This window comes from Nocardia sputi, from assembly GCF_023501985.1.
In genome coordinates, this window is sequence record NZ_JAMFLC010000002.1 from 311,802 (window position 1) to 334,600 (window position 22,799).

Below are 22,799 nucleotides of genomic sequence, written 5' to 3' on the forward strand. Positions count from 1 at the left end.
GACTACCGACGAACCGCGGCCGCCCGAGCGCCCATGACCCCGCGACCGCCCGGCGGATCGGCGCAGGCAGGATCAGCGCTGCGGTGGAGCGATCGGGACGATCTGCCGCGGCACCACTCGGAGGTACGGATCAGGATGAGCCGCCGCGATCTTCGATTCCGGGTCTTTGCAACCAACGGTGACGTCGCTGTTCGGCGCGGAGGAGAACGTCCACACCGTCACCCATTCCGTCCCGCCGAACGTCTCGGTCTTCTTCGCGTCCGACGAACGCAGGTCTTCATTCCGGCCAGAACTGTCGGTCACCGTGCAGCGAATGCCGTTGGCGGACTGCCCCCATGCGGCTGGAGCCCGGATATCGAGCACCACATCGGCGGGTACCGGGACTTTCTTGACATCTCCCAGCAAAATCCTGATACCGCCGTCCGCCTGCTCGTGCTCGTGCACCGCGGTGGTCGTCGCCGGAGCGCCGGAAGCGGTAGCGGCGCTCGACGAGGCCGGTTCCCCACTCACCGACGTGTCGTCGGAACACCCGGACACAGTGGCGGCGACCAGCGCGGAAATCGCCATCCAGCTCAGTTTCACACCTCAGACCTCTCGTCGCGCCCGCTCACCAGGCGATTGGTTCGGACCAGCCAGGCACTGAGCATGACAACGGAGAAGAGGAAAATCTCGGATACACGCCGATAAACTGGCAATTGGACCGCAATCGCCCGAAACCTCCCCGAACAGAGGGAAATAAGGTTGAATTATCGACCCGCTCGACCGCGCCTGTATCCGTGCGGGTAATCTGTTTGCGGCCGAGGGGTTCTCATATCGCTGCGCGCGGCCCGCAGCACTTCCGGCCGACCACTGCATGGGCGGATGGGTCGCACTGCTCGATCGCTCTCCACGACGACGGGAGCAACCGAATCATCCGATGTTCACCTGGAGCGGCGCCGACCCCTGCGGCCGGAGAGTCGGAAGGCTTGCTCCCGCGATCACCGGGTCCGCATAGTGTGTCGGTAGGCGATCATCCGCGAATGGCGAGAGCAACGCTCGACGGCGGCCCCATAGCAATCCTGCCCACCCTGGACCGCCGCACCGGCATGAGTACCGAAGCGGGCCGCACGCCCGTGTCCCGAGGAGCTTTATGGAACTGACCCACAGCGACGTGAAGGCCGCGGCCGGACGGGTGACCGGGCTGGTCAGACCGGTCTCCGTGGCACAGGCGGACAACACGGGCCGGCTGTGGTTCGCGCTGGAGTTCCTCCAGCACACCGGAAGTTTCAAAGCGCGCGGTGCGCTGAACTTCTTGCTGGCCCATCGTGAGAACCGCACGCTCCCGGGAGTGGGCGTGACGATCGCCTCGGGCGGAAACGCCGGCCTCGCCTGTGCGTGGGCGGCCCGCAGTCTGGGCATTTCCGCCACGGTGTTCCTGCCCACCACCGCACCACGCGTCAAGGTGGACCGGCTCGCCTCCTACGGCGCTGATGTCCGTCTGGTGGGAACGCAATACGCCGACGCGCTCGCGGCCAGCCGCGAATTCGCCGATTCCACCGGCGCCCTGCTCTCCCACGCTTACGACAACCCGCTCATCGCCGCGGGCGCGGGCACGCTCATGACGGAGATCCACGACCGGATTCCGGACCTCGGCGCCGTGGTGGTCGCGGTGGGCGGAGGCGGGTTGTTCTCGGGCGTGGCCACCGCCGCCGATCACCACGGTGTCCGGACCGTCGCCGTGGAACCCGCCCGCTGCCGCGCGCTGCATGCCGCCATCGCGGCCGGAAAGGTCGTCGACGTGGCGGTCGACTCGGTCGCCGCCGACTCGCTCGGCGCGCGCCGCGCCTCGGAGATGGCGCTGACGGCCGCGCGGCGCTACGAGGTGGACTCGGTGCTGGTCGAGGACGCCGCGATCGTCGCGGCACGCCGCGAGCTGTGGGAAGAGCGCCGGCTCGCCGTCGAGCACGGCGCGGCCACCGCGCTGGCGGCGATACTCGGCGACGAACCCGCCTTCCGGCCCGCGCCGGGTGAGCGGGTATGCGTGGTGCTGTGCGGGGCGAACACCGATCCCTCGGATCTGGCCCCCTAGGGCAGCCGCCACGCCGATCGACGGCCCATCAGCGTATTTCCGACGAATCGGACGACACGGCGTTAGGCTCCCGCTGTCCTCTGCGATCCCGACGGAAGGCACACCATGGCACATACCTCCCACATGGTTCCCATCGGCACGCCGCTACCCGACTTCTCCCTTCCCGATCTCGACCAGCGCGTCTATTCCCGGGACGACTTCGCGGGCGGGCCCGGTCTGCTGGTCGTCTTCGCGTGCAACCACTGCCCCTACGTCAAACACATCGAGGCGGCGCTCGGCGAACTGGTCGATTCCCTGCCGTCCATGCCGACCGTAGCCATCTGCACCAACGACGCGGCCACCTATCCGGACGACGCGCCGCTGCGGCTGCGCGACCAAGCGATCCGCGCGGGCTGGACCTTCCCGTATCTCGTCGACGAGGCCCAGCACGTGGGGCGAGCCTTCCGCGCCGCCTGCACGCCGGACTTTTTCCTCTACGACGCGAAGCTCGAACTCGCCTATCGCGGCGCCTTCGACGAATCGACACCCGGGAACGGGAAACCGCTGACCGGGGACGACTTGCGCAGGGCAGTCGAAGCCGTGCTGGCAGGCGAGCCCGCCCCCGAACCGCACCGGCCGAGCATGGGTTGCTCGATCAAGTGGCGGGACGCCTGAAGCTTTTTCCTCGTTCGCGCACGCGTCGAATCGCGCTGCGCCACGCCAGCCGCGGCACGGCGGCCGACAACCTGGCGAACTCCCCGAAGCCACCCGGCTCCGCCACGGTACGAACCTGCGCGGCAATGGCGGCTCGCCGAACCTCGCGCGATGCCTTGCTGACATGACCGGCGTCGTAGGGCGGTTGCGGGTCGTACTCGATGATCAACTGAGCCGTTTGCGCCTGCCGCGCGCCGAAGGTTTCCCCGACCAGCCACAGCGCCAGATCGATGCCCGCGGACACCCCCGCGGCCGTGATCGTCTTTCCGTCGCGCACGATCCGTTCGTCCGGTCGAGCGTCCGCTCCGAGCGCACGCAACGCGGACTGCGCCAGCCAGTGCGTCGTTGCCGGCCGTCCGGGCAACAGTCCGGCTGCGGCCAGTACCAGCGCACCCGTGCAGACCGAGGTCGTCCAGAGCGTGCCCTCGTGCGCTCGCCGCAGCCAGTCCAGCAGCGCGTCGTCGACCGCGGCTGCCGCCGAGCCCGGACCACCGGGAACGAGCACGATATCGGGCGCGGGCGTCTCATCGAACGAATGCGTGGCGCCCAGCAGCAGCACCCCGCTGTCGGTGGCGATCGGTCCCGGCTCGTGCCAGACGAAGCGGACCTGCGCCCCCGGCGCGAAGCGCAGCACCTCGTACGGGCCGATCGCGTCGAGCGCGGTCATCCCCGGATAGGTCACGATCGCGATCCGCACCGGCTTGCCCGGTACGCCCTGCTCGAATCCGGTCATCTTCGCCCCCTGTTCATCGGGCATCTCCGCGAAGAAGAGATGCCTGGAGTCTCATTGTGCCGAACCGGTGTCGATCTCCGCCGCATGAGCCATGCTTGGCGCCGACCCCGCTTCCGGAAAGGATCATCGATGACGAATCCAGAGGACCCGGGCTCGGTCGCGCGTCGTTACGTCGAGGCGATCGGCGAGCAGGACTGGGAGACCGTCGCGGACTGCTGGCGGCCGGGCGCGCTCGACGTGTTCGTCGGCATCGCCGACCTGCGCGCTCCGGACGAGATCGTGGCCTACTTCCGCGATGTCCATGTCGCGGTTCCCGACCTCACCGTGGACATCCTCTCGGTCACCGCGCAGGACGAGCGCGCGGTGGTGCACTGGCGCATGCGGGGCCGGTTCGACGGCACCGTGCCGCTGATCGGGTTGGCGCCGAACGGACGACAGCTCGACATCCTCGGCACCGACGTGTTCGTCGTGCGGGGCGGGTTGATCGAGTCGAACACCGCGATCGTCAACGGACTCGACCTCGCCCGCCAGCTCGCCGTCCTGCCTCCGCCGCACTCGATCGCCGAGCGAGTGCTGTTCGGTCTCGCCAATTCGATTGCCCCACTGGGCAAAGCGATCCGCGCCCGGAACCGTCCCGGGAAGTAGCCCACCGCTGCCGAGCGGGCCGCGATGAGAGACACTGGTGCCGACACCGGGGATCGAAAGGGGTGGGGACGTTGGCGACGATCGTCCTTGTACACGGCATCGCGCTGGAACAGGAATCGGCTGACACGTTGGAGGCGCGCTGGCTGCCCGGACTGGCGGGCGGAGTGCGAAATCACGGCGCCCCCGAGCTCGCGGACCGGTTGTGGCGCGACAATTCCCCCGGGGACCTGTCGACCCGCATGGCCTTCTACGGCAATCGGTTCCTGGTCGAAGGCGCCCAGGGCACGGGCGCCGAACTCGACGACGCGCAATTGGACTTGATGGAGCAGCTCGCCGCCGAATGGCTCGCGACGGCCGCCGCACACGCGGGCGACGAGCGTGATCGGGCGACCGCCCGCCGCCTGGGCACTCCCCCGCCGCCGGGTGCGGTGGCGCAGGGAGCGCAGGCTCGACTGCGGCCTGCGCTCAACGCGCTGATGCGGTTGCGCTGGTTCGCACCGTTCGGCTTCGGATTGGCGCAGAAGTTCGTCATCCGCGCGCTGTCCCAGGTCGCCCGGTACTTCACCGACGACGAGGTGCGGGAGTACGCCCAGCGGCAGGTGCTCGACCAGGTCGGTCCCGACACCCGCCTGGTCATCGCGCACTCGCTCGGCAGCGTGGTGGCCTACGAGGCGCTGCACCGCACCGACCAGCCGGTGACCCTGCTGACCATGGGCTCGCCGCTCGGTCTGCGCACGGTCGTGTACGACCGGCTGCGCCCGCAGCCGAGCACCGTGCCGAAAGCGGTGACGCACTGGCACAACTTGGTCGACGAGGACGACCTCGTTGCGGCGCATCTCGACCTCACTCCGTTCTTCCCGCCGTATCCCGGCGGCGCCGTCGTCCCGGTCACCGAGCAATCCTTCGACAACGGCGCGTCGCCGCACGACTCGACCAGCTATCTGATCAAACCGGTCACCGGCGGCATCGTCGCGAAAGCGCTCGGCCACTAGCGGCTCTCGAATTACCCTGTGAGCGCGATGGTTTCACTGCTCGAACCGACCCGGCGGTCGCGCCGGAGCAGGTACACCGCGAGTACGACGCCCAGGCCGGTGAGTGCCGCGCCGACCAGGTAGAGCGACCGCAGACCCGGCCCGTCGGCGAGGACCCAGCCGCCGATCCGGCCCGCGCCCGCCGCGGCGAGCTGGAATCCCGACGCGTTCACCGCGACGGCCAGGGTCGGCGCGGCCGTGGCCGCGGCGACCACCCGGGTCTGCATACCCGGGATGATCGCGAAGGCCAGCGCACCGAGCGCGAAGATCAGCGGCGCGACGAGGATCCTTGTCCCACCTGCCGTCCAGAGCAGGACCAGCACGATGGCCAGCGCCACGAGTAGCGCGGTCACCGAGGGCAGCAGCGCCCGGTCGGCGAGCTTGCCGCCGAGCTGGTTGCCGACCACCGCGCCGCAGCCGTAGACCAGCAGCAGGATCGGCACTGCCCCGGCGGGAAAGCCGCCGACCTCGGTGAGCAGCGGCGCGATGTAGGTGAAGACCATGACCACGCCGATGTTTCCGACGGCGGTGAGCGCCAAGGCCCAGAGCACGTCGCGATCGGTGAACACACGCAGTTCCCGCCCGATAGAACCGGCGGCCGACCCCGGCGAGTCCGGCATGAAGCGCAGCACCAAGGGAAGCGCCAGCGCTGCGCACAGCGCCACGGACGCGAAAGTCGCTCGCCAGCCCAGACTCTGGCCGATCGCCGCGCCCAGTGGCGTACCGAGCACGATGCCCAGATTCATCCCGAGCGCCACCCGCGCCACCGCCGCGGCTTCGGATCCCGGCCGAGCGGTCGACACGGCCGTGGCGATCGCGACCGCGAAGAAGGTGGCGACGACGGAGCCCGCCGCACCGCGCATCACGAGCAGCACAACGTAATTCGGCGCAAGCGCCGAACCCGTATTCGCCAGTATCGACACCAGCACCAACCCGATGACCAACGGCTTGCGCGCCACCCGCGCGGTCAGCACGGTGACCACCGGACCGCCGACGACCATGCCGACCGCATACGCCGTCACCAGCGCGCCCGCCGCGGCCACCGAGACGGCCAAGCCGTCCGCGACGTCGGGCAGGATGCCCGCGATCACGAATTCGCCGGTGGTCAGGGTGAACACGACGAGCATGAGAGAGAACACCGCGGACCGCATCACACGCCTTCCAGATAGTTCTAACTATAATGATTTGAACTAGAACTATCACAGTTCGAATCGAAGACGCTAGACTCGGAGCAATGACGCGGCAGCCGGACCCCGTGGTGGACACCGAACTCGACCGCGACGTGTGCAAGCTGGTGCACCGGTTCACCCACCGGCTGGACGTGCACGTCCGCCGCGTCGCCGAGCAGCTCGACCTCACCCCTTCGCAAGTGATCGCCCTGCGGGAACTGTCCGAGGCGATCACCGCCAGGGAGCTGGCGGCGCGAATGTCGTGCGAGCCGTCCAACGCGACCTTCGTGCTGGACCGGCTCGAGCAGCAGGGCTTGGTCCGCCGCGAGCCGCATCCCACGGACCGGCGCGCGAAACAAATCGTGCTGACACCGGCCGGTCAGCGGCGGCGCGACGACGCGCTCGAATTACTCGGCGCCAACTCACCCCTGACGGCACTGACCGAAGCTCAGCAAGAGGCCCTGCGCGACCTCTTGCTCACCATGGCCACCGATACCGAGGGCTGATCGAGACCCGCCCCGCCTGGCTACCGAACACTCTGCGAGAGATGCGCTTTCGCGTCCTCGTAACCCCCTGCGGGCGCCGCCTCGTCGCGGGTGTAGACCAGGTGCAGCACACCGGTCTCGAAGGTCTGCGACGACAGCAGCCGCAGCGGAATCGTTTGGGCGCCGTCCTCGAACAGACGCTCGCCTTTGCCGACCGCGATCGGGTGCACGAGCAGGTGCAGCTCGTCCAGCAGGCCCACGGCCAGTAGCTGACGGACGACCGAGACGGAGCCGCTGATGCCGATGTCGCCGCCCGGCTCGTTCTTCAACGCCGTCGCCGCCTCGATCAGGTCGCCGTCGATCACTTCGGAATTGCGCCAGGTGAAGTCGAGATCCTGCCGGGTCACCACGATCTTGCGCGCATCGCCCAATTTCTTGGCGAACACCGCGTCCGGGCCACCTGCCTGTTCGCGCTCCGGCCAAGCACCCGCGAAGCTGTCATAGGTCCTGCGGCCGAGCAGCAGCGTGTCGGCGGCGCCGAGCTGGGCGTCGACCGCCGCGCCCATGGCGTCGTCGAAGTAGGGGAAGTGCCAGTCCTGCGGGTCCTCCACGACACCGTCGAGGGCGACGAACAGACCTGCGGTGATTTTCCTCATTCGCGTTTCTCCTGGATCAATGCTGCGGGTGTTGTCGCTTGATCCGACGGGACAACGCGCGCGAACTCATCGGTGGGCGCGCTATCCGGCTGGTCTCGTATCGGAGCCGTGGAAGGCGGCCCGATAGCTGTGCGGACTCGTCCCCACCACCCGCTTGAAGCGGTCGCGGAACGCGGTCGGCGATCCGAAACCGACTTGGCCCGCGATCCGGTCGACCGGGTGGCTGGTGGCTTCCAGCAGATACTGGGCCTGCCGGATACGGGCGCGCAGCAGCCACTGCAACGGTGTGGTGCCGGTGTGCTCGCGAAAGCGGCGATTGAGCGTGCGAGTGCTCATTCCGGCGTGTGCGGCGATGTCGTCCAGGGAGAGATCCCGCGCCGAGTTGTCCTGAATCCACCGCAGCACCGGTTCCAACGCCGAGCCGCGCGGCGTCGGCGGCTGGTCGTGCACGATGAATTGCGCCTGTCCGCCTTCGCGCTCCAGCGGGACGACCGCCGCCCTGGCCGCGTCGGCCGCCGTCGCCGAGCCGTAGTCCCGGCGAATCATGTGCAGGCACAGGTCTATTCCGGCGGCCGCGCCCGCCGAGGTGAGCAGCGATCCGTTGTCCACGTACAGCACCTCGGCGTCCACCTCGATGTCCGGGTGGCGGGTCGCGAGTTCCGCGGCGGCGAGCCAGTGGGTGGTCGCGCGGTGGCCGTCGAGCAGTCCGGTCGCGGCCAGGATGAAGGCGCCCGAACAGATCGACGCGATGCGCGTGCCCGCGGCCGCCGCCCGGCGCAGCGCGTCGATCACCTCCTCCGGCACCGGCGAGTCCAGGTCGGCGCAGCCGGGTACGACGATCGTGTCGGCCTCGGTCAGCGCCTCGAGCCCGTGCAGCGCCCGCAGCGTGAACACCCCGGCGTCGACTGTCGATGTGGCCGCGCAGACCAGTACGCGATAACCGGGCCTGCCGTCGGGGAGCCTCGTCCGTCCGAACACCTCCAGGGGCGTGGCAAGATCGAACGCGATCACCTTGTCCAGGGCGAGTACGGCCACGGTATGCATGGCGAAAGCGTATTCATCCGGTCACTTCCAGCCAATACCGCCTGTCTGGCGTTCCGTTCGATCTCCGCAGCTCACAGCACTTGGCGAGAAACGACCGCTATATGGCACTTTCGCCAATTTCGCTCCCCCGCCACGCTGACTAGTGTCGACCGCCGTGACGAAGTTCCTGCTCTCGGTCCACATGCTCGCCGTGATCATCGCCGTCGGCCCGGTAACGGTCGCGGCCAGCATGTTCCCGGCCACCACCCGCCGCGCCCTCGCCGCCACCGCGACCGGCCACGATCCCGCCGTCCTCGGCACGCTGCATCGCATCTGCCGGGTCTATGCCCTGTTCGGCGTGCTCGTCCCGACCTTCGGTGTGCTCACCGCGCTCAGCCTCGGCGTGCTCGACGACGCCTGGCTGGTGGTGTCGATCGGGTTGACCGCGGCCGCGGCGGGCGTGCTCGCACTGCTCGTGCTGCCCGGGCAGCAGAAGATCCTGGCCGACCTCACCGGCACCACTCCGGCGCTCATCCGCCGTCTCGCCATGGACACCGGGGTGTTCAACGTGCTGTGGGCGGTGGTCACCGTCCTGATGATCGTGCGGCCGGGCTCGACGACCGGAGCGTGACGCTCAGTCGGGCAGGTAGCGGACCGCCATCGTGACATCGCGCACGATCATGATCGGGCACGCCACCGACAGCAGCAGGGCCTGGCTGGTCGAGCCGAACAGCATGCCGGCGAACCCGCCGCGGCCCCGGCTGCCGACCACCAGCAGCTGGGCCTGCTCGGAGCGTTCGAGCAGAGAGCGCTCGGGCCGGTCGGTCACGATCTCGCGCCTGATCAGCACCTCGGGGAAACGCTCCTGCCATCCGGCGAGGCTTTCCGCGAGCACGATCTGCTTCTCGGTGTCTACCGCGAGTTCGGCGCTCACCGTCGGCATTTCGATGCCGATCCACACATGCAGCGCCAGCAGGGGCACACCCCGCGCCGAAGCCTCCCGTAGCGCCGCTTCGATGGCGGGTTCGCTGATCTCGGTGCCGTCCACCCCGACGACGACCGGCCGCTTCCTGGCTTCCTCGGTGAGCGGCGCACCCTCTCGGACCACGACCACCGGGCAGTGCGCCCGCCGCGCCAGCGCCGCGCTGACCGATCCGAGCAAGGCACGTCGCACGGTGCCGCGCTCCCTGGTGCCGACCACCGTCAGCCTCGCCCGGCCGGTGCGGTCCAGCAGCGCCGGCCCGGCCGGCTCGTGCACCAGCTCGGTGCTTACCTCGACGTCGCGCAGAGCGCGGACGGCGATTCGCGCCTCCTCTGCCGCCGTGTCGAGCACCCAGCGCCCGTGGCCCTCCAGCCGGGCATAGTCGGTGCTGGTGAGCGGTTCGGTGATGCCAGGTCCGTAGTCGGCGACCGGGTCGAGCGCGTGCACGAGGTGCAGCGGCGCCCGGTGCTGCGCGGCCGCCTGCGCTCCCCACGCGACCGCCGCCGCCGATCCGGCGGACCCGTCCACACCGACCACGATCGGCCCGTTGCTTCGCATGCTCACGTCCTTTCACGCCGAAAAGATCGAGCCCCGCACCACCGCGCTCGACCCTACCGGCGCGGCGGACCGGAAGGGTCGCCGTCAACCGCCGAGAACGGCGCACGCGTAGCCCAGGTGGACGCCTTGGCCGACCCTGAGGTCGATACTCGCCACGTACGGCGTCTCCGGCTGCTGCACGGCACTGATGGTGTGCGGTCCGGGCGTGGCGGGCACCCAGTCGATCAAGGCGACACCTCCGGAGGGGCGGACCACGCCGAACGGAATACCGTTGTCGTAGAAGACGACCGGCGTGATGCTATCGGTCAGGGTGGCTCGCGCGGTATAGGTGCAGCCCGTCCCGTAGTTCGTCACCAACCCGAAGTTGATATCGGGATACATCTCCACCTGGGTAACCGTGGCCCCAGCCGAGGGGTGGCCACCCAGCACGACCGCCGCGGTGGCTACGATCGCCGCTACCGCACCAACTCGTATCCGCATTCCGGTGGTCCTATCGTCGTGAGTCGCTCTTCTTCGAACGGGCGCGGGCAACGGTCGCCGGCGCGATGTCTAGATCCTCACTCCCGTTCGGTCTCGGCGGGGTGCGAACCGCCGAATCTCGACCACGCCGGGACACGAATCGGGCGGCTTTCCACGCCGCCGCCGTACGGCAGGGGACCGGCGTGGCTACGACGACCTCCGCCCCGAGTGCCGTGTGTTCGGTCGTGTCGTCCCGGCGTGGTTGTGTGTCCGAAGGTTTCCTACAGGCGACGGAGGTGCGGAGTGGTCGCGATCGACTTCGAGCGGATGGTGCGCGGGGCCAGGCCGGTTTCGGTCCGGCGTTCGATCGCCGCTCAGGGGCTCGGTGGCGTGCCGCCGACGATACTGGTGCTGGCGGGCATCGTCAGCGTGCAGGTAGGCGCGGCGGTGGCCAAGCAGCTGTTCCCGGCTACCGGCGCGGCCGGTGCGGTCACATTGCGGCTGGTCTTCGCCGGAATCGTCCTGCTGGTGATCTGGCGCTCGTCGCTGCGGGTGGCGCGTGGCGCACTGCCCGTGGTGCTCGGGTACGGGGCGGTGCTCGCGTTGATGAACCTCTCGTTCTACGCGGCGATCGATCGGATTCCACTCGGCATGGCGGTGACCATCGAATTCCTGGGACCGCTCACGGTCGCACTGGCGGGCTCGCGGCGCTGGAGCGATCCGCTGTGGGCGGTGCTTGCCGGGGCCGGAGTGCTGCTGCTGACCAGGGCGGACGGAGACGTGGACTGGGTCGGGGTGATGTTCGCGCTGGCCGCGGCGGCCTGCTGGGCGGGTTACATCTTGCTGAGCGCCGCCCTCGGCGAGCAGACCAGCGGCGGCGGCGGGCTGGCGCTCGCCATGGCATTCGGCGGGCTGGTGATGTTGCCGGTCGGCGTCATCGACGCGGGCGCCGCGCTGTTGCGGCCCGGCGTGCTGGCCGCCGGATTCGCGGTGGCGATACTGTCGTCGGTGCTGCCGTATTCGGTCGAGCTGGAAGCGCTGCGGCGGATGCCGCCTCGCGTCTTCGGCGTGCTGATGAGCCTCGAGCCCGCAGTGGCGGCGATCGCGGGCCTGGCCGTCCTCGGTCAGGTCATGACTCTCGGGCAGTGGGCGGGCGTCGCGTGTGTGGTCGCCGCGTCGGCAGGTGCGACACGGACCGGAGCGAAGGATTGAATCGGCGGTCGGGCGCGGCTCAGCTCCTCTGCCGGGAGGAACCGGATTGCCCGGCGTCACGGTGCTCGTCGCGCGCGGTATCGGGGTTGTCGGCGATCAAGCTGCCGAGCAGGGCAAGAGAGCGCTCGGAGGGCGATCCGGGCTCCGCGTGGTAGGCGATCAGTAGCTGACCCGGCGCGCCGTTGACGCTGAACGTCTCGTAGGACAGGGTCAGGTCCCCGACCACGGGGTTACGGAAATGCTTGACGCCCGCGGTCTTCGCGCGGACGTCGTGGCGCGCCCACAGCTGCCGGAATTCCTCGCTCTTCAGCGACAGCTCCCCCACCAGTGCGGTCAAGCGCGGATCGTCCAGGTCGGCGCCCGCGGTCGCCCGCAGGCTCGCGACGGTGTCGGCCGCGATGGTCGGCCAATCACCGTAGATGTCGCGCGCCTCGGGATCGAGGAAGACCATGCGCACCTGGTTGACGCCGGGAACAGAGCACGAATTGACCGCCGCGGCCAGCGGATTCGCCGCCAAGACGTCCAGATATCTGCCGAGCACCAGCGCGGGGGTGTTCGGCCAGGCGTTCATCAGGCGGACCAAACCCGGTGCGACGCGCTCGGGCTGCCGAGGGGCCTTCGGCCGACGCCCGGTGGGGCGCGCCAGTTCCCGCAGGTGCGCCGTGCCCTCCTCGTCGAGCGCGAACACCCGCGCCAGCGCGGCGATGACCTGTTCGGAGGGGTGCCTGTCGCGCCCCTGTTCCAGGCGCACGTAATAGTCGGCGCTCACCCCCGCGAGCAGCGCGATCTCCTCGCGGCGCAGCCCGGCGACCCGTCGCTGGCCACCGCTGGACATCCCGAAATCTTCCGGTCGGACCAGCTCACGGCGCGCGCGCAGGAAGGCGCCCAGTCGATTGTCGGAATCCATGGTTCGAGGGTAGGTCAGCCGCACCGGGCCTGGGTGGCCCCGCGACTACCAGGAAGTCCGCAGCCTGTCAGGCGAGCGGGAAAGGCCGGAAGGTAGTGGACATGACGAACAACCTTTCCGGCCGCGTCGCGGTCGTCACCGGAGCATCGAGCGGAATCGGCGCCGCGACCGCGCGGCAGCTCGCGCAGCAAGGCGCCGAGGTAGCGCTGTTGGGCAGGCGCAAGGATCGCATCGAAGAACTCGCCGCCGAGATCGGCGCGAACGCGGTCGCGGTGGTCGCCGACGTCGGTGATCAACAGTCCCTGCGAGACGCCGCCGCCACCGTGCGGGCGGCGTTCGGGCCCGTCGACCTGGTCGTCGCGAACGCGGGCGTCATGCTCGCCGCGCCGTTCGAATCCGCGTTGACCGACGAGTGGGACCAGATGGTCGGCACCAACATCACCGGCTTGCTCTACACCGCGAGAGCGTTCATCGACGACTTGCTCGCCGCCGCGACCGAGGACAAGCCGGCGGATCTGGTGCTGGTCGGCTCGATCGGCGGGCACACCGTCTTCCCCAACTACGCCGTGTACACCGCCACCAAGGCCGCGGTCGCGCACCTGACCCGCAACCTGCGGGCCGAGTTCGGGCCGCGCGGCGTCCGGGTCAAGAACATCGAACCCGGCTTCGTCGGCACCGAACTCGGCGCGGGGATGCAGGACGAGCAACAACGCGCCGGGCTGGAGGAGTGGCGCACGGCGATAAAGATCCTGGAATCCGCCGACATCGCCGACGCGATCGCCTACACCGTGGGCGCGCCCCGGCACGTCAACATCGCCGAACTGGTCGTCGTCCCGACCCAGCAGGGCTGATCACCGACCTGTCCGTTGGAACGGGGCATGCCCATACCTGGGCATGCCCCGTCTGAATTCCGCGCGGCGCTCGGTTTCGCTCGAGCGAAAACGTCGGCCCGGCTCGATCTCCCGCCGGTCAGCCGAGCTTGCGGGTGAGGAAGTCGCGGATCAGTGCGGCTATCTCGGTGCCGTGCGTTTCCAGGGCGAAGTGGCCCGTGTTCAGCAGGTGCAGTTCGGCGTCCGGCAGATCGCGCAGGTAGGAGCGGGCGCCGTCGGCTCCGAAGATCTCGTCGTGCTCGCCCCAGGTGATCAGGACCGGAGGCCGGTGCTCAGCGAAGTACTTCTGGAACTCCGGGTAGAGATCCAGGTTCAGCTTGTAGTCGGCGAAGAGCTGGAGTTGGATCTCCTTATTGCCCGGCCGATCCAGGTAGTGCTGATCCAAAGTCCAGGTGTCGGGGCTGATCCACGCCAGCCGATCGGCCGGCACACCGTGCGTGTACTGCCATCTCGTGGCGTCGATTTCGAGCAGCTTACGCACCTCGGGCTCGTGTGCGGCACGGTCGTTGGCGTGTGCGAACAGCACCTCCCAGAACGGGGTGAACCCCTCCAGGTAGGCGTTGCCGCTCTGGGTGATGATCGCGGTGACGCGATCCGGGTTGCGGGAGGCGATGCGCAGTCCGATCGGTGCGCCGTAATCCTGGATGTAGAGGGCGAACCGCTGGACACCCAAAGTGTTCAACAGTTCCAGGGTGATCTCGGTGAGCTTTTCGAAGCTGTAGTCGAAGGCGAGCACGGACGGCATGGCCGATTGCCCGAATCCGATATGGTCCGGCGCGATCAGATGATAATCTGCGGCCAGCTCCGGCAACAGATTGCGGAACATCGCCGAACTCGTCGGAAAGCCGTGCAGCAGTACGACGGTCGGCTTGCCGGGATCTCCCGCCTCGCGGTAGAAGACCGGCAGACCCTGGATCTCGACGGTGTTGTGGCGCACTGTGTTCACTGTGTTTCTCCTGGTTGTACTTGATCGAACGGACAGTTGGGGTCGGTCGCAGGCAACAAGAACCTCGGCGAGGTCGGCGTAGCAGCGGTCCGAGCACCGATCGGGCTCAGTGCCGGGCACGGATCGTGGACGGTCGGGCCGCGCTGGTGAGGAGTTGGGTTTCGGGTTCGCGCCCCGGGACGACCAGTAGCGCCGCGGCGACACTGAAGACCACACCCAGTGCGAAATATCCTCGGTAGTCGCCGGTCTGAGCATGGATTCCACTGGCAACCGCCAGACCGGCGGCCGCGGCGAGCTGATGGATCACCCACGCTGGAGCCAAGGTTCGGCCCATCCGGGCGGGGTCGAGACCGCGGGTGATGATCGCCATGGTCAACGGGATGACCGGAAATGAGGCCGCGCCGAAGACCACCGCGACTGCGATGAGCACGCTCGAACCGGGCACGAAGACGGCGAGCGCGAGCGCGATCACCCGCATCCCGTACAGGATCCGCAGCAGGACCTCTGGTCGATACCAACGCTGCAATCGCGCCATCGCCGCCGAAGTCAGGCCCGCCGCCAATGCCGCGACAGCCACCAGGCGACCGGCACCGGCGATCGACCAGTCGGTCTGGACCGCATGTTCGGGCAGCATCAGGACAACCACGTAGAGGGTCGCCGAATGCAGGCCGAAAGAGATCAGCACACGCCCCCGACCGGCCAACGACTCGGCCCGCAGTGCGAGGCCGCGGATATTGTCGGCGGGCAGCACCCACCACAGCACAGCGGTGACCAACAGCCCAACGCCGCCGAGAAGTGCGTAGGTAGCCCGGACACCGACGGGCTGGAACAACGCCGTGGCAATCCACGGACCGATCAACTGCCCCAAGTTGATCCCCACCGCCGCCCTGGCGAGCGCGGGCCCGACCTGATCCCCCAGCACGCGTCCGATCATGGTGGTGACCGCGAGCGTGGACGACGAAGCGAACCCGATCCCGCCGAGGAACACGTAAGCCGTGACGAATTCCCACGTCGTACGCACCACCGCCAGCACAAGATAGCTGGCCGAGATCAGCATCAGACCGCCGATCAGCACCCGCTTCGCTCCGACCCGATCCAACAGGCCACCGACGAACGGCTGGGCCAGCCCTGTCACCGTGGTGCCGAGAGCGGCGGCGATGGCCAGCGCCGTGGCACTCACCCCGTACGAGGCGGCGGTGGGCGCGAAGAACACTCCCATGGAGAAGTTCAGTCCGAACGACACCGTCATAGCCGCCAGGCCTGCCCAGCCAACCTGTTCGCGCCGCATGCACCACACCACCTAAACCATCTAAATGACTTTCAGTGGTTAAGAATGCATGCGTGTCACTAACCTGTCAAGATTATATAGACGGTTAGTCATGAGGAACGTGCTCAGCCCGCACGGCAACATCCCGCCCGCGACCGGCATATCCGACGAACCTCACCTGGACGAGGTGAGCGCCCTTCCAACGGCGTCGATCAACGACCGATGACCGCCGCCATCACACCGACCGCGGAGACCGAGCCGCCGCCCCGCCGAACGAACTCGGCGCGGCGATGACTTGGAGATGCCACCTAGCCGAGATCCGCCCAGCCAGGCCAAGGCCGCATGCCCTCGTCGCCGCGGATGTATGCGAGACGGCGCAGCGCCTGGCGCTGGTAAGCCGGGTCGGCGGTGGCAGCATGCATCGACCGCAGCGCCATCTGGAACTCCTGGATGTCGCGCAACAGGTAGAACCCATCCCAGCGCATCACGTCGCGGCCATACCCGGCGCAGAAGTCCGCGTACTGCGAAACGGTGATCTCGGCTGCCGTCCAGCACTCGATCGCCGCGGGCACCAGATCCCATTCCGGCGGGCCGATCATCGCCCGGCCCGCACCTGTCAGGATCACATCCCCGTCGTGGGCGACTACTGCCACGCTGTCGACCCAGTCACCACCCTGCACCACCGACCACGGCATACCCTTGGGCAGCGCCTTCCACCGGCCGCGCAATTCCTCCAAGTGTTTGGTCAGCCAGCGCCGATCGTCCTCGGACACGGTCCGCGCGGCGGCGATCTGCTCCTCGACCCGCGCCAAGGGTGACATCCGGCGTAGCTCGAACCCCGGCAGCGGCAGCCGGTGCAGCCGCCCCAGCGCCCTGGCCACTTCCGCGGGCGTACCGGGGCGATGCGGCGGCAGGTCGTGCCAGAAGGTCACCGGGCAGCCCTCGACGACCACCGGCTGCGGGATATCGGAGACGACGCGCAGGGCCGACACCCCGCAAGTGTCCAGCCAGCGAGCCACGGCGACTTCCCGCCCGGTCGCGTGCTTTTGTCCGCGCCCGCCGATCCGCACGACGATCCCGTCGCGCAGCCGGTAGGCGCCCCGCATTCCCAGCGACTCGGCATCGCTGGCATCGATGCCGACGCTCACACAGGCGGCGCGCAGAATCGACCGCATCCCATTGCCCGCAATCCCCGCGGTCATGTCAGCCTCCCAAGCCCCCCACTCCCACTTTGGGAGCAGTAACCCATCTCGGCCTCGAGCTTCATGGCAGCCATCCAGATACCGGGGGGCTAACACCCCATTTTCCCTGGTAAATCGACATTACCCCCGACATTCCACCCCAGTCAGCAATCAAACAGAAAACATCCGATTCGCCCGAATTACCCGCTTTGTCGCCGCAGGCGGACCGAGCGGGAACAGACCCATGTGGACTACCCAGGCAACACCGGGGTCGCCCGAGGCGGGGTCGTCGAGCCGAGGCGCGGAGCCGCCTCCACACGCTTACGCAGTGACACCAGGCGCACGGCCGGCGCCCGAATCAGCTCAAATCTTGACGTTGGCCCACTTCGCGAACCGGACCAGGGTGTCGGTTCCGCGGCGGGCGTGGGCGAGCACACGGACGGTCTCGTGCACCTGCGGGTGGTTGCGCGTGAGCCCCGGCGCGATCCGGCGCGCCTGATCGAGACTGGTCAGGGCACGATGCCTGTCCCCGTGTAGCAACCACGCGCGAGACACGTCGATCCAGTGATGCCCGGCGCGCGACGGCGAGACCGACGCCGGTAGCCGAATCCCCTCGGCGCGCGCCACCGCGGTCGTGCCATCGGACAACTCGACGGGCACCGCGACCGAGTGGATCGCGACGTTCGGCAGATGGAACCCCGTTCCGTACTCCTGGTACGAGGCGGAGCGGATCGCCTCCCCGATCCGGCGCGCTTCCCGAAGGTGCGCGTCGGCGGTGTCGGCGTCGAGCGCGCGAGCCGAGAGAATCGCCCCCCGCAGGTGCAGCGCACCGCGCACCGCGAGGACTTCCGGCGTGGTGGGCAGTCGTTCGCTGGCGGCGTGTGCGCGCTCGATGATCCGCATCCCACCGGTGTATGCGCCGGAATACAGCAGGATCAGCGCGCGGTGGTATTCGGCCGCGATCGGCCACGCCGGGTCACCACCGCGTTCAGCGGCCCACACGCAGCGCTCGGCGGCCAGCCCCGCGAGGTCGAGGTAGCCGTACCGGTAGGCGACCGACGACGCACTGTTGTAGGCGTAGGCGAGCGTCGAATAGATCGTCTCCAGACGCTGCCCGGAAGGCTCGTCGCTCGCAAGCATGTGCAGACCGTGGATCACGTCCGGAAGTTCGGCGATGTGGTCGCCGTACCGCCCCCGACGCCTGCTCTCCTGAACCCGATGCAGTGCCGCGGTCAGCTTTTCCAGGGTGGTCGGCGCGCTCAGGGGTTCGTCGTTGAACGCCAGAATCTTTCGGCGCATCTCGCGAATGGTGGCGTGTGCCCCAGCATCCTCGCGCGTCGGAGTGTATGGCTGCCCGGTCAGGTCTTCGATGTTCACCCCGAGGGCGCCGGCTACGGCCGCGATGAACGCGGGCGAGGCGGGGCGGGCGCTTCGCTCGACCTTACGCAGCAGCGATACCGACACATTCGCCTTCTGCGCGAGCTGTAACTGGGTGAGCCGAGCGAGCTTGCGCGCCCTGGCCGTACGTTCCCCCACCCCGGCATCGTCCATGCCCCCACGGTGACACACGATGTGCCGCTTCGCATGGGTTCACCCGGGCCAAGGTATCCACAGGCCCCGACGTCGGTTCACCCCTGATCCCCAGCGTCGGATGCCCCACCGACCACACTTCCACGCGCCGAAGGGTCACCGAATGACCACAGAGCTCACAACCATCCTCATCGTCATCGCCGCCCTCGGCGGACTGCTCATCCTGGTGTTCTGAGTACTGCCGTGGCTACTCGAGCTGGGCGACGATCCGGATGAGTCGGTACCCGCGCGCGAGATCTTCGAGCGACTGGAGGACGAGCAGCGATGACCGCGCCGGACGATCAGGAGGAGGGGCCGTACGGGTGGCTCGAGCGCCCCGACGGAATATGGCACATGGTCGAGGAGCGCGGAATCCTGAGCAAGCCGTTCAAGGCGGTCGATGGCCGCGCAGTCCCGGTCGAGGAGAGCAAGGAATGGGTCGAAAACGAACAGCATCCTGATCTCGGAACCCGCCGGGTTTCGAGGGCGAAGCTCTTTGAGGTTGTGCAGAGCGCTGGACTGTATCCGATCGACCAACGGCCTACCCAGCTCCGGTCCACGCTCAGCCGGAAGTCTGCCGCACAGCCCACGGGCGGCTGGTGTGCCACTACGGAAGGCCCGTCCTGGCAGACCGAGCCTTCCGTAGTGGAGCTTGCGGGAACTTACTGGAACCATGACCGCCCAGCGCGACCACGGATACGGGGGTCCGGGGGCGGAGCCCGCCGGGCGGGGCGTGGGGGTTGCACCCCCATAAAACACTCAGCGGAACGAGCGAGGCCCATGCCCTCCATGGGCATGGGCCTCGCACTCGTGGAGCTGCCGGGAATCGAACCCGGGTCCTCCGCCGCGTCTTCAGGGCTTCTCCGTGTGCAGTCCGCTGTGCCTCTACTCGGATCTCCGGGTCCCGCGAACAAGCCCGGATGACGATCCCAGTCGCTGTTCGATGTCCCGTCCTACTCCGCGACCGAGTAGGACGGTGAGCCCTCTAGCTGATGCCGGCACCGGAGCCGAGGGCATGCCCCGGGCCGACAGAGACGCTCTGCTGGTTAGGCAGCGAGAGCGTACTCGCGCTGATGAGAATCGGCGCTTAATTGGTTGCAACGACGCTTACGGTGGTCTCTTGCCTGCACCGACACGCTTCCCCTGAATCTACGTACGCAGTCGAAACCGTTCAGCCCCGTACGCCCCGGCACCTTGCCGGGCTGTCCATGTTAACACCGCCGGAAGCTCGGATCATCCCGATTTTCGGTGGTGGCGGTCGCCACATCCGCTGCTTCCGGTGGACACATCTCGTCGCCGAGAAGGCCCAGGTCGGCGTATGTACGTCGCGGCGTCGAACCTGACCTGTCGTGGAGAACCGAGGAACATCCTCCGCGGGCCAATGGACCATCGGCACTCCGGGGGCTGAGCGGGCGTACCCGCCGACGACCTCCCGCACCGCGAGCCGAAGCACGCCGCAAGCACCGTTGACGATCACCGCACGCGCGGTACCCGCCCCTTCCCGGATGCTGGTAGCCGATTCTCCGGGCGCGACGACGAAGCCGACTTACACTGCACGAGCCGTACGATCGGCTCTGAGCAGCGGATCTCGAATTCAGACTAAGGAAACACTTTGGCAGTTCGCACCATTCGGAACAGGTTGCTGCGCTTGTCCGCCCTCACCGTCATCGCCGGACTCGTCCTGGCCGGGTGCTCCACCGTGCGAGGCGAATCGAACCGGACCTCCCACCCGGGTGTCACCGCCGACCCGTGTCCCAACGCGATCGACTCCCGCAAGGGTTGTATCTACCTGGGTGTGCTGTCCGATCTGACGAGCGGGCCGTTCGCCGCGCTGGGCAAGGACATCCAGCACGGCCAGCTGGCGTTCTGGAAGGCGGTGAACGAAGGGGGCGGGATCGGCGGCAAATACGAGGTGGACATCGCCACCCACACCGAGGACACGAACTACGATCTGCAGAAGCACGCCGAGGCCTACCGGCGGATCGAGCCGCACGTCCTCGCGCTCGCGATGAGCTTCGGCACCGTGCAGACGCAGAAGGTGCTTCCCGAGATGGATGCGGCGAACATGGTCGCCATCGCCGGAACCCTCTGGTCGGGTTGGCAATTCGAGAACAGCGACAAGGGCCTGCTGCTGGAGTCCGGATACTCCTATTGTTCCGAGGCCATCATCGCCCTGGACTGGCTCGCCGAGCACGTGGCGAAGCCGAATTCCATCGCGACGGTCAGCTATCAGGGCGATTACGGCGGCGACTACTCCACCGGCGCGAAGAAATGGGCCTCCGCCAACCGCGTCGACATGGTGGCGCAGATCGACACCGAGCCCAACACTCAGATAGGCAATCAGGACGCCGCGGTCGCCAAGATCCTGAACGCCAGAGCCGATCTCGTGCTGCTGGCCACGGGGCCCGCGGAGGCGGGCGAGATCATGGGCAAGGCGGCACTGGCCGGTTTCCCGGGCAGGTTCCTCGGCTCGGGCCCGACGTGGAACGGTGGCCTGCTGAAAAGCCCGGCAGCGACAGCGATCACGGCACGCTACAACATGACCTCGCCGCTGGACGGCTGGGACGGTACCAGCGCGGGCGCGAAGAAGGCCAGGGCCTCGGCGACCAGGGAGCCATCCACCTGGGGTTACAGCGCGGGCTGGATGTTCTCCTACCCGATGAAGGCGCTGCTCACCCGGGCGGTCAACGAAGACAAGCTCAACCGTGCGGGCGTACGCGAGGCGGTGCACGGCCTGCGCGTCGACTACGAGGGCGCGATTCCCGAATACATCTACGGCGCGGCCAAACCCGACCTCACTCGGCAGCGAGCGGTCATCGAAGTGCCGGATCAGACCGCGCCGCTGGGCGCGAAGACCCTGGCGGCCGAATACCACGGCCCGACTCAGGACCGCATCACCCTCACCGAGCCCTGCGTGCAGCCGTAAGCGAGCGAACATGCTTTCACACCGTAATTTCCGTCGGCTGCTTCGTCTCGCGGCCGCTCCCCTGGCACTCGGTCTGGCGCTGACCGGCGGATGTTCGACCCCGACACCCACCGCCGCACCGGGCGTCACCCGCGAACCCTGTCCCCACGCGATACACCGCGACAAGGGCTGCATCTACTTGGGCGTCCTGTCGGATCTGAACAACGGTCCCTTCGCTCCGCTCGGAAAGTCCCTGCAAGAAGGGCAACTGGCGTTCTGGAACGAGGTGAACAAGCAGGGCGGCATCGGCGGGTACGAGATCGACATCGCGACCTACAGCCGCGACACCGCCTACGACCCGCGCAAGCACGCCAAGGAATTCGAGAACGTGGCGCCCCATGTGCTGGCTCTCGCTATGAGTTTCGGGACCGCGCAGACACTCGGCGTTCTGCCCGAGATGGACGAGGCGAACCTGGTGACCGGCGCGGGCACGCTCTGGTCGGGCTGGCAGTATCGCTCCACGGACCGCGATCTGGTGCTGGACGACGGTTTCTCCTACTGCACCGAAGCTGTGCTCGGGCTGGACTGGTTCGCGCAGAACCACTATCAGCCGCGCACGCTCGGCGTGGTCGCCTATCGCGGCAACTATGGCGGTGACTACGCCAGCGGGGCGCTCAAGTGGGCGTTGGACAATGGCGCGACAATCAACGCGCGGATCGACACCGGGCCCAATACCGAAGTGGGCAATCAGGATTACCCGGTCGCCGAGATCATGGCCGACCCGCCCGACGTGGTCCTTCTGGCCACCGGACCGGGCGAAGCCGCCGAGATCGTCGGCAAGCTGGCGAAATCCGGCTACTCGGGCCGTTTCCTGGGGTCCACCCCCACCTGGAACAACGCGTTGCTCGAGACGCCTGCCGCGCCCGCGCTCACGGCCCTCTACAACTACACCTCGCCGTTCGACGGCTGGGACGGCACGAGCACCGGAGCGCAGCGCGCCAGGAACGCCGCGCCGCGCGAACCGACGAATTTCGGTTACAACCTGGGTTGGGCGATCTCCTATCCGATGAAGGCGCTACTGACCAAGGCAGCCGAGACGGGCGAATTGGACCGCGCGACGCTGCGCAAGGCCCTCGCCGGGCTCACCGTCGATTCCGAGGGAATGGCCGCGCCCCAGGTCTATGGGCGGGAAGAACCCGACGTCGCGGCGCAGCGCGCGGTGGTCAACGTGCCCGATCCGTCCACTTCGCTGGGTTCGCGCACGGTGGTCGCCGACTACCGCAGCCCCACACTGAAGCGCATCGCGATGCGCGAGCCGTGCACACGATGATCTGCTATCGCAGGGCGGTCGTCGCGGTTCGCCGCGCGGCCGCCCGGGCTCCCTGGCGGCCGTCACGGTGAGCCGGACGACTCCGGCTGC

Annotated in this window: 22 protein-coding genes and 1 other RNA gene; 10 read left to right on the forward strand and 13 right to left on the reverse strand. The window is 68.2% G+C overall.

All coding sequences use genetic code 11. The features are described from left to right. Nucleotides 1-72 precede the first annotated feature (72 nt). Nucleotides 73-567, reverse strand: a complete 495-nt coding sequence (locus M8859_RS04035; protein WP_159921049.1) for a hypothetical protein — start codon at nucleotides 565-567, stop codon at nucleotides 73-75. Between the two features lie 562 nt (nucleotides 568-1,129). On the opposite strand from M8859_RS04035, the gene M8859_RS04040 reads away from it, so the two are divergent. Both M8859_RS04040 and M8859_RS04045 read left to right on the forward strand, forming a co-directional pair. After that, a complete protein-coding gene (locus M8859_RS04040) occupies nucleotides 1,130-2,068 on the forward strand; it encodes a threonine/serine dehydratase (RefSeq protein ID WP_159921047.1) in 939 nt (312 codons plus the stop codon). Between the two features lie 105 nt (nucleotides 2,069-2,173). Continuing rightward, the gene (locus tag M8859_RS04045) at nucleotides 2,174-2,722 is read left to right on the forward strand and encodes a thioredoxin family protein (RefSeq protein WP_159921045.1); all 549 of its coding nucleotides are present in this window, start codon (nucleotides 2,174-2,176) and stop codon (nucleotides 2,720-2,722) included. On the opposite strand, the gene M8859_RS04050 is transcribed toward M8859_RS04045, so the two are convergent. Beyond that, on the reverse strand, nucleotides 2,703-3,458 hold the full coding sequence (locus M8859_RS04050; RefSeq protein ID WP_443678223.1) for a DJ-1/PfpI family protein: 756 nt from the start codon (nucleotides 3,456-3,458) through the stop codon (nucleotides 2,703-2,705). The two genes, M8859_RS04045 and M8859_RS04050, sit on opposite strands and share 20 nt — an antisense overlap. A 165-nt stretch (nucleotides 3,459-3,623) precedes the next feature. On the opposite strand from M8859_RS04050, the gene M8859_RS04055 reads away from it, so the two are divergent. Both M8859_RS04055 and M8859_RS04060 read left to right on the forward strand, forming a co-directional pair. Beyond that, nucleotides 3,624-4,139 (forward strand): ester cyclase, encoded by a 516-nt coding sequence (locus M8859_RS04055; protein WP_195069396.1) that lies wholly within the window; start codon nucleotides 3,624-3,626, stop codon nucleotides 4,137-4,139. Between the two features lie 62 nt (nucleotides 4,140-4,201). Further along, nucleotides 4,202-5,131 (forward strand): hypothetical protein, encoded by a 930-nt coding sequence (locus M8859_RS04060; protein WP_249643873.1) that lies wholly within the window; start codon nucleotides 4,202-4,204, stop codon nucleotides 5,129-5,131. An 11-nt stretch (nucleotides 5,132-5,142) separates the two neighbouring features. On the opposite strand, the gene M8859_RS04065 is transcribed toward M8859_RS04060, so the two are convergent. Beyond that, the gene (locus M8859_RS04065; RefSeq protein WP_159921037.1) at nucleotides 5,143-6,321 is read right to left on the reverse strand and encodes an MFS transporter; all 1,179 of its coding nucleotides are present in this window, start codon (nucleotides 6,319-6,321) and stop codon (nucleotides 5,143-5,145) included. Between the two features lie 83 nt (nucleotides 6,322-6,404). Between M8859_RS04065 and M8859_RS36765 the strand changes: the two genes are divergently transcribed. Beyond that, nucleotides 6,405-6,845, forward strand: a complete 441-nt coding sequence (locus M8859_RS36765) for a MarR family winged helix-turn-helix transcriptional regulator (RefSeq protein ID WP_159921035.1) — start codon at nucleotides 6,405-6,407, stop codon at nucleotides 6,843-6,845. Between the two features lie 20 nt (nucleotides 6,846-6,865). Here the strand turns inward: M8859_RS36765 and M8859_RS04075 are convergent, their stop codons facing one another. Both M8859_RS04075 and M8859_RS04080 read right to left on the reverse strand, forming a co-directional pair. Further along, a complete protein-coding gene (locus M8859_RS04075) occupies nucleotides 6,866-7,480 on the reverse strand; it encodes a dihydrofolate reductase family protein (protein WP_195069398.1) in 615 nt (204 codons plus the stop codon). Nucleotides 7,481-7,561: 81 nt separating this feature from the next. After that, complete coding sequence (locus M8859_RS04080; protein ID WP_159921031.1) at nucleotides 7,562-8,524, reverse strand: GlxA family transcriptional regulator; 963 nt, start codon at nucleotides 8,522-8,524, stop codon at nucleotides 7,562-7,564. Nucleotides 8,525-8,678: 154 nt separating this feature from the next. Here M8859_RS04080 and M8859_RS04085 point away from each other — a divergent pair, with 154 nt between their 5' ends. Further along, nucleotides 8,679-9,134 (forward strand): hypothetical protein, encoded by a 456-nt coding sequence (locus M8859_RS04085; protein WP_249643874.1) that lies wholly within the window; start codon nucleotides 8,679-8,681, stop codon nucleotides 9,132-9,134. 3 nt (nucleotides 9,135-9,137) lie between these two features. Here the strand turns inward: M8859_RS04085 and M8859_RS04090 are convergent, their stop codons facing one another. Beyond that, nucleotides 9,138-10,043, reverse strand: coding sequence for a universal stress protein (locus M8859_RS04090; protein ID WP_195069399.1), 906 nt, complete (start codon nucleotides 10,041-10,043; stop codon nucleotides 9,138-9,140). An 84-nt stretch (nucleotides 10,044-10,127) separates the two neighbouring features. After that, nucleotides 10,128-10,523, reverse strand: coding sequence for a hypothetical protein (locus M8859_RS04095; RefSeq protein ID WP_159921025.1), 396 nt, complete (start codon nucleotides 10,521-10,523; stop codon nucleotides 10,128-10,130). 282 nt (nucleotides 10,524-10,805) lie between these two features. Between M8859_RS04095 and M8859_RS04100 the strand changes: the two genes are divergently transcribed. Beyond that, the gene (locus M8859_RS04100; RefSeq protein ID WP_249643875.1) at nucleotides 10,806-11,714 is read left to right on the forward strand and encodes an EamA family transporter; all 909 of its coding nucleotides are present in this window, start codon (nucleotides 10,806-10,808) and stop codon (nucleotides 11,712-11,714) included. 19 nt (nucleotides 11,715-11,733) lie between these two features. On the opposite strand, the gene M8859_RS04105 is transcribed toward M8859_RS04100, so the two are convergent. Then, nucleotides 11,734-12,621, reverse strand: a complete 888-nt coding sequence (locus M8859_RS04105) for a helix-turn-helix transcriptional regulator (RefSeq protein WP_159921023.1) — start codon at nucleotides 12,619-12,621, stop codon at nucleotides 11,734-11,736. Nucleotides 12,622-12,722: 101 nt separating this feature from the next. On the opposite strand from M8859_RS04105, the gene M8859_RS04110 reads away from it, so the two are divergent. Next, nucleotides 12,723-13,472 carry an SDR family oxidoreductase gene (locus M8859_RS04110; RefSeq protein WP_159921021.1) on the forward strand — a complete coding sequence of 250 codons (750 nt, stop codon included), beginning with the start codon at nucleotides 12,723-12,725 and terminating at the stop codon, nucleotides 13,470-13,472. 118 nt (nucleotides 13,473-13,590) lie between these two features. Here the strand turns inward: M8859_RS04110 and M8859_RS04115 are convergent, their stop codons facing one another. The 5 genes from M8859_RS04115 to ssrA all read right to left on the reverse strand — a co-directional run bounded on the left by M8859_RS04115 (nucleotide 13,591) and on the right by ssrA (nucleotide 19,653). Continuing rightward, a complete protein-coding gene (locus M8859_RS04115; protein WP_159921019.1) occupies nucleotides 13,591-14,457 on the reverse strand; it encodes an alpha/beta fold hydrolase in 867 nt (288 codons plus the stop codon). Between the two features lie 106 nt (nucleotides 14,458-14,563). Further along, nucleotides 14,564-15,745 (reverse strand): MFS transporter, encoded by a 1,182-nt coding sequence (locus M8859_RS04120; RefSeq protein WP_159921017.1) that lies wholly within the window; start codon nucleotides 15,743-15,745, stop codon nucleotides 14,564-14,566. Nucleotides 15,746-16,032: 287 nt separating this feature from the next. After that, nucleotides 16,033-16,926 carry an aminoglycoside phosphotransferase family protein gene (locus tag M8859_RS04125; protein ID WP_249643876.1) on the reverse strand — a complete coding sequence of 298 codons (894 nt, stop codon included), beginning with the start codon at nucleotides 16,924-16,926 and terminating at the stop codon, nucleotides 16,033-16,035. 342 nt (nucleotides 16,927-17,268) lie between these two features. Continuing rightward, nucleotides 17,269-18,456 carry a helix-turn-helix domain-containing protein gene (locus M8859_RS04130; protein ID WP_195069401.1) on the reverse strand — a complete coding sequence of 396 codons (1,188 nt, stop codon included), beginning with the start codon at nucleotides 18,454-18,456 and terminating at the stop codon, nucleotides 17,269-17,271. Between the two features lie 826 nt (nucleotides 18,457-19,282). Then, nucleotides 19,283-19,653, reverse strand: a transfer-messenger RNA (tmRNA) gene (gene ssrA / locus M8859_RS04140). 433 nt (nucleotides 19,654-20,086) lie between these two features. Here ssrA and M8859_RS04145 point away from each other — a divergent pair. Together M8859_RS04145 and M8859_RS04150 are read left to right on the forward strand one after the other, a co-directional pair. After that, on the forward strand, nucleotides 20,087-21,400 hold the full coding sequence (locus M8859_RS04145; RefSeq protein WP_159921009.1) for an ABC transporter substrate-binding protein: 1,314 nt from the start codon (nucleotides 20,087-20,089) through the stop codon (nucleotides 21,398-21,400). 10 nt (nucleotides 21,401-21,410) lie between these two features. Continuing rightward, entirely contained in the window at nucleotides 21,411-22,709 is a 1,299-nt protein-coding gene (locus tag M8859_RS04150) for an ABC transporter substrate-binding protein (RefSeq protein WP_159921007.1), read from the forward strand. Nucleotides 22,710-22,799: the final 90 nt, after the last annotated feature.

Bases quoted from the DNA above. Each gene is read 5' to 3' on its own strand.
- M8859_RS04035 (WP_159921049.1), bottom strand. From the start codon at position 567: ATGGCGATTTCCGCGCTGGTCGCCGCCACTGTGTCCGGGTGTTCCGAC.
- M8859_RS04040 (WP_159921047.1), top strand. From the start codon at position 1,130: ATGGAACTGACCCACAGCGACGTGAAGGCCGCGGCCGGACGGGTGACC.
- M8859_RS04045 (WP_159921045.1), top strand. From the start codon at position 2,174: ATGGCACATACCTCCCACATGGTTCCCATCGGCACGCCGCTACCCGAC.
- M8859_RS04055 (WP_195069396.1), top strand. From the start codon at position 3,624: ATGACGAATCCAGAGGACCCGGGCTCGGTCGCGCGTCGTTACGTCGAG.
- M8859_RS04065 (WP_159921037.1), bottom strand. From the start codon at position 6,321: ATGCGGTCCGCGGTGTTCTCTCTCATGCTCGTCGTGTTCACCCTGACC.
- M8859_RS36765 (WP_159921035.1), top strand. From the start codon at position 6,405: ATGACGCGGCAGCCGGACCCCGTGGTGGACACCGAACTCGACCGCGAC.
- M8859_RS04075 (WP_195069398.1), bottom strand. From the start codon at position 7,480: ATGAGGAAAATCACCGCAGGTCTGTTCGTCGCCCTCGACGGTGTCGTG.
- M8859_RS04080 (WP_159921031.1), bottom strand. From the start codon at position 8,524: ATGCATACCGTGGCCGTACTCGCCCTGGACAAGGTGATCGCGTTCGAT.
- M8859_RS04090 (WP_195069399.1), bottom strand. From the start codon at position 10,043: ATGCGAAGCAACGGGCCGATCGTGGTCGGTGTGGACGGGTCCGCCGGA.
- M8859_RS04095 (WP_159921025.1), bottom strand. From the start codon at position 10,523: ATGCGGATACGAGTTGGTGCGGTAGCGGCGATCGTAGCCACCGCGGCG.
- M8859_RS04105 (WP_159921023.1), bottom strand. From the start codon at position 12,621: ATGGATTCCGACAATCGACTGGGCGCCTTCCTGCGCGCGCGCCGTGAG.
- M8859_RS04110 (WP_159921021.1), top strand. From the start codon at position 12,723: ATGACGAACAACCTTTCCGGCCGCGTCGCGGTCGTCACCGGAGCATCG.
- M8859_RS04120 (WP_159921017.1), bottom strand. From the start codon at position 15,745: ATGCGGCGCGAACAGGTTGGCTGGGCAGGCCTGGCGGCTATGACGGTG.
- M8859_RS04125 (WP_249643876.1), bottom strand. From the start codon at position 16,926: ATGACCGCGGGGATTGCGGGCAATGGGATGCGGTCGATTCTGCGCGCC.
- M8859_RS04130 (WP_195069401.1), bottom strand. From the start codon at position 18,456: ATGGACGATGCCGGGGTGGGGGAACGTACGGCCAGGGCGCGCAAGCTC.
- M8859_RS04150 (WP_159921007.1), top strand. From the start codon at position 21,411: ATGCTTTCACACCGTAATTTCCGTCGGCTGCTTCGTCTCGCGGCCGCT.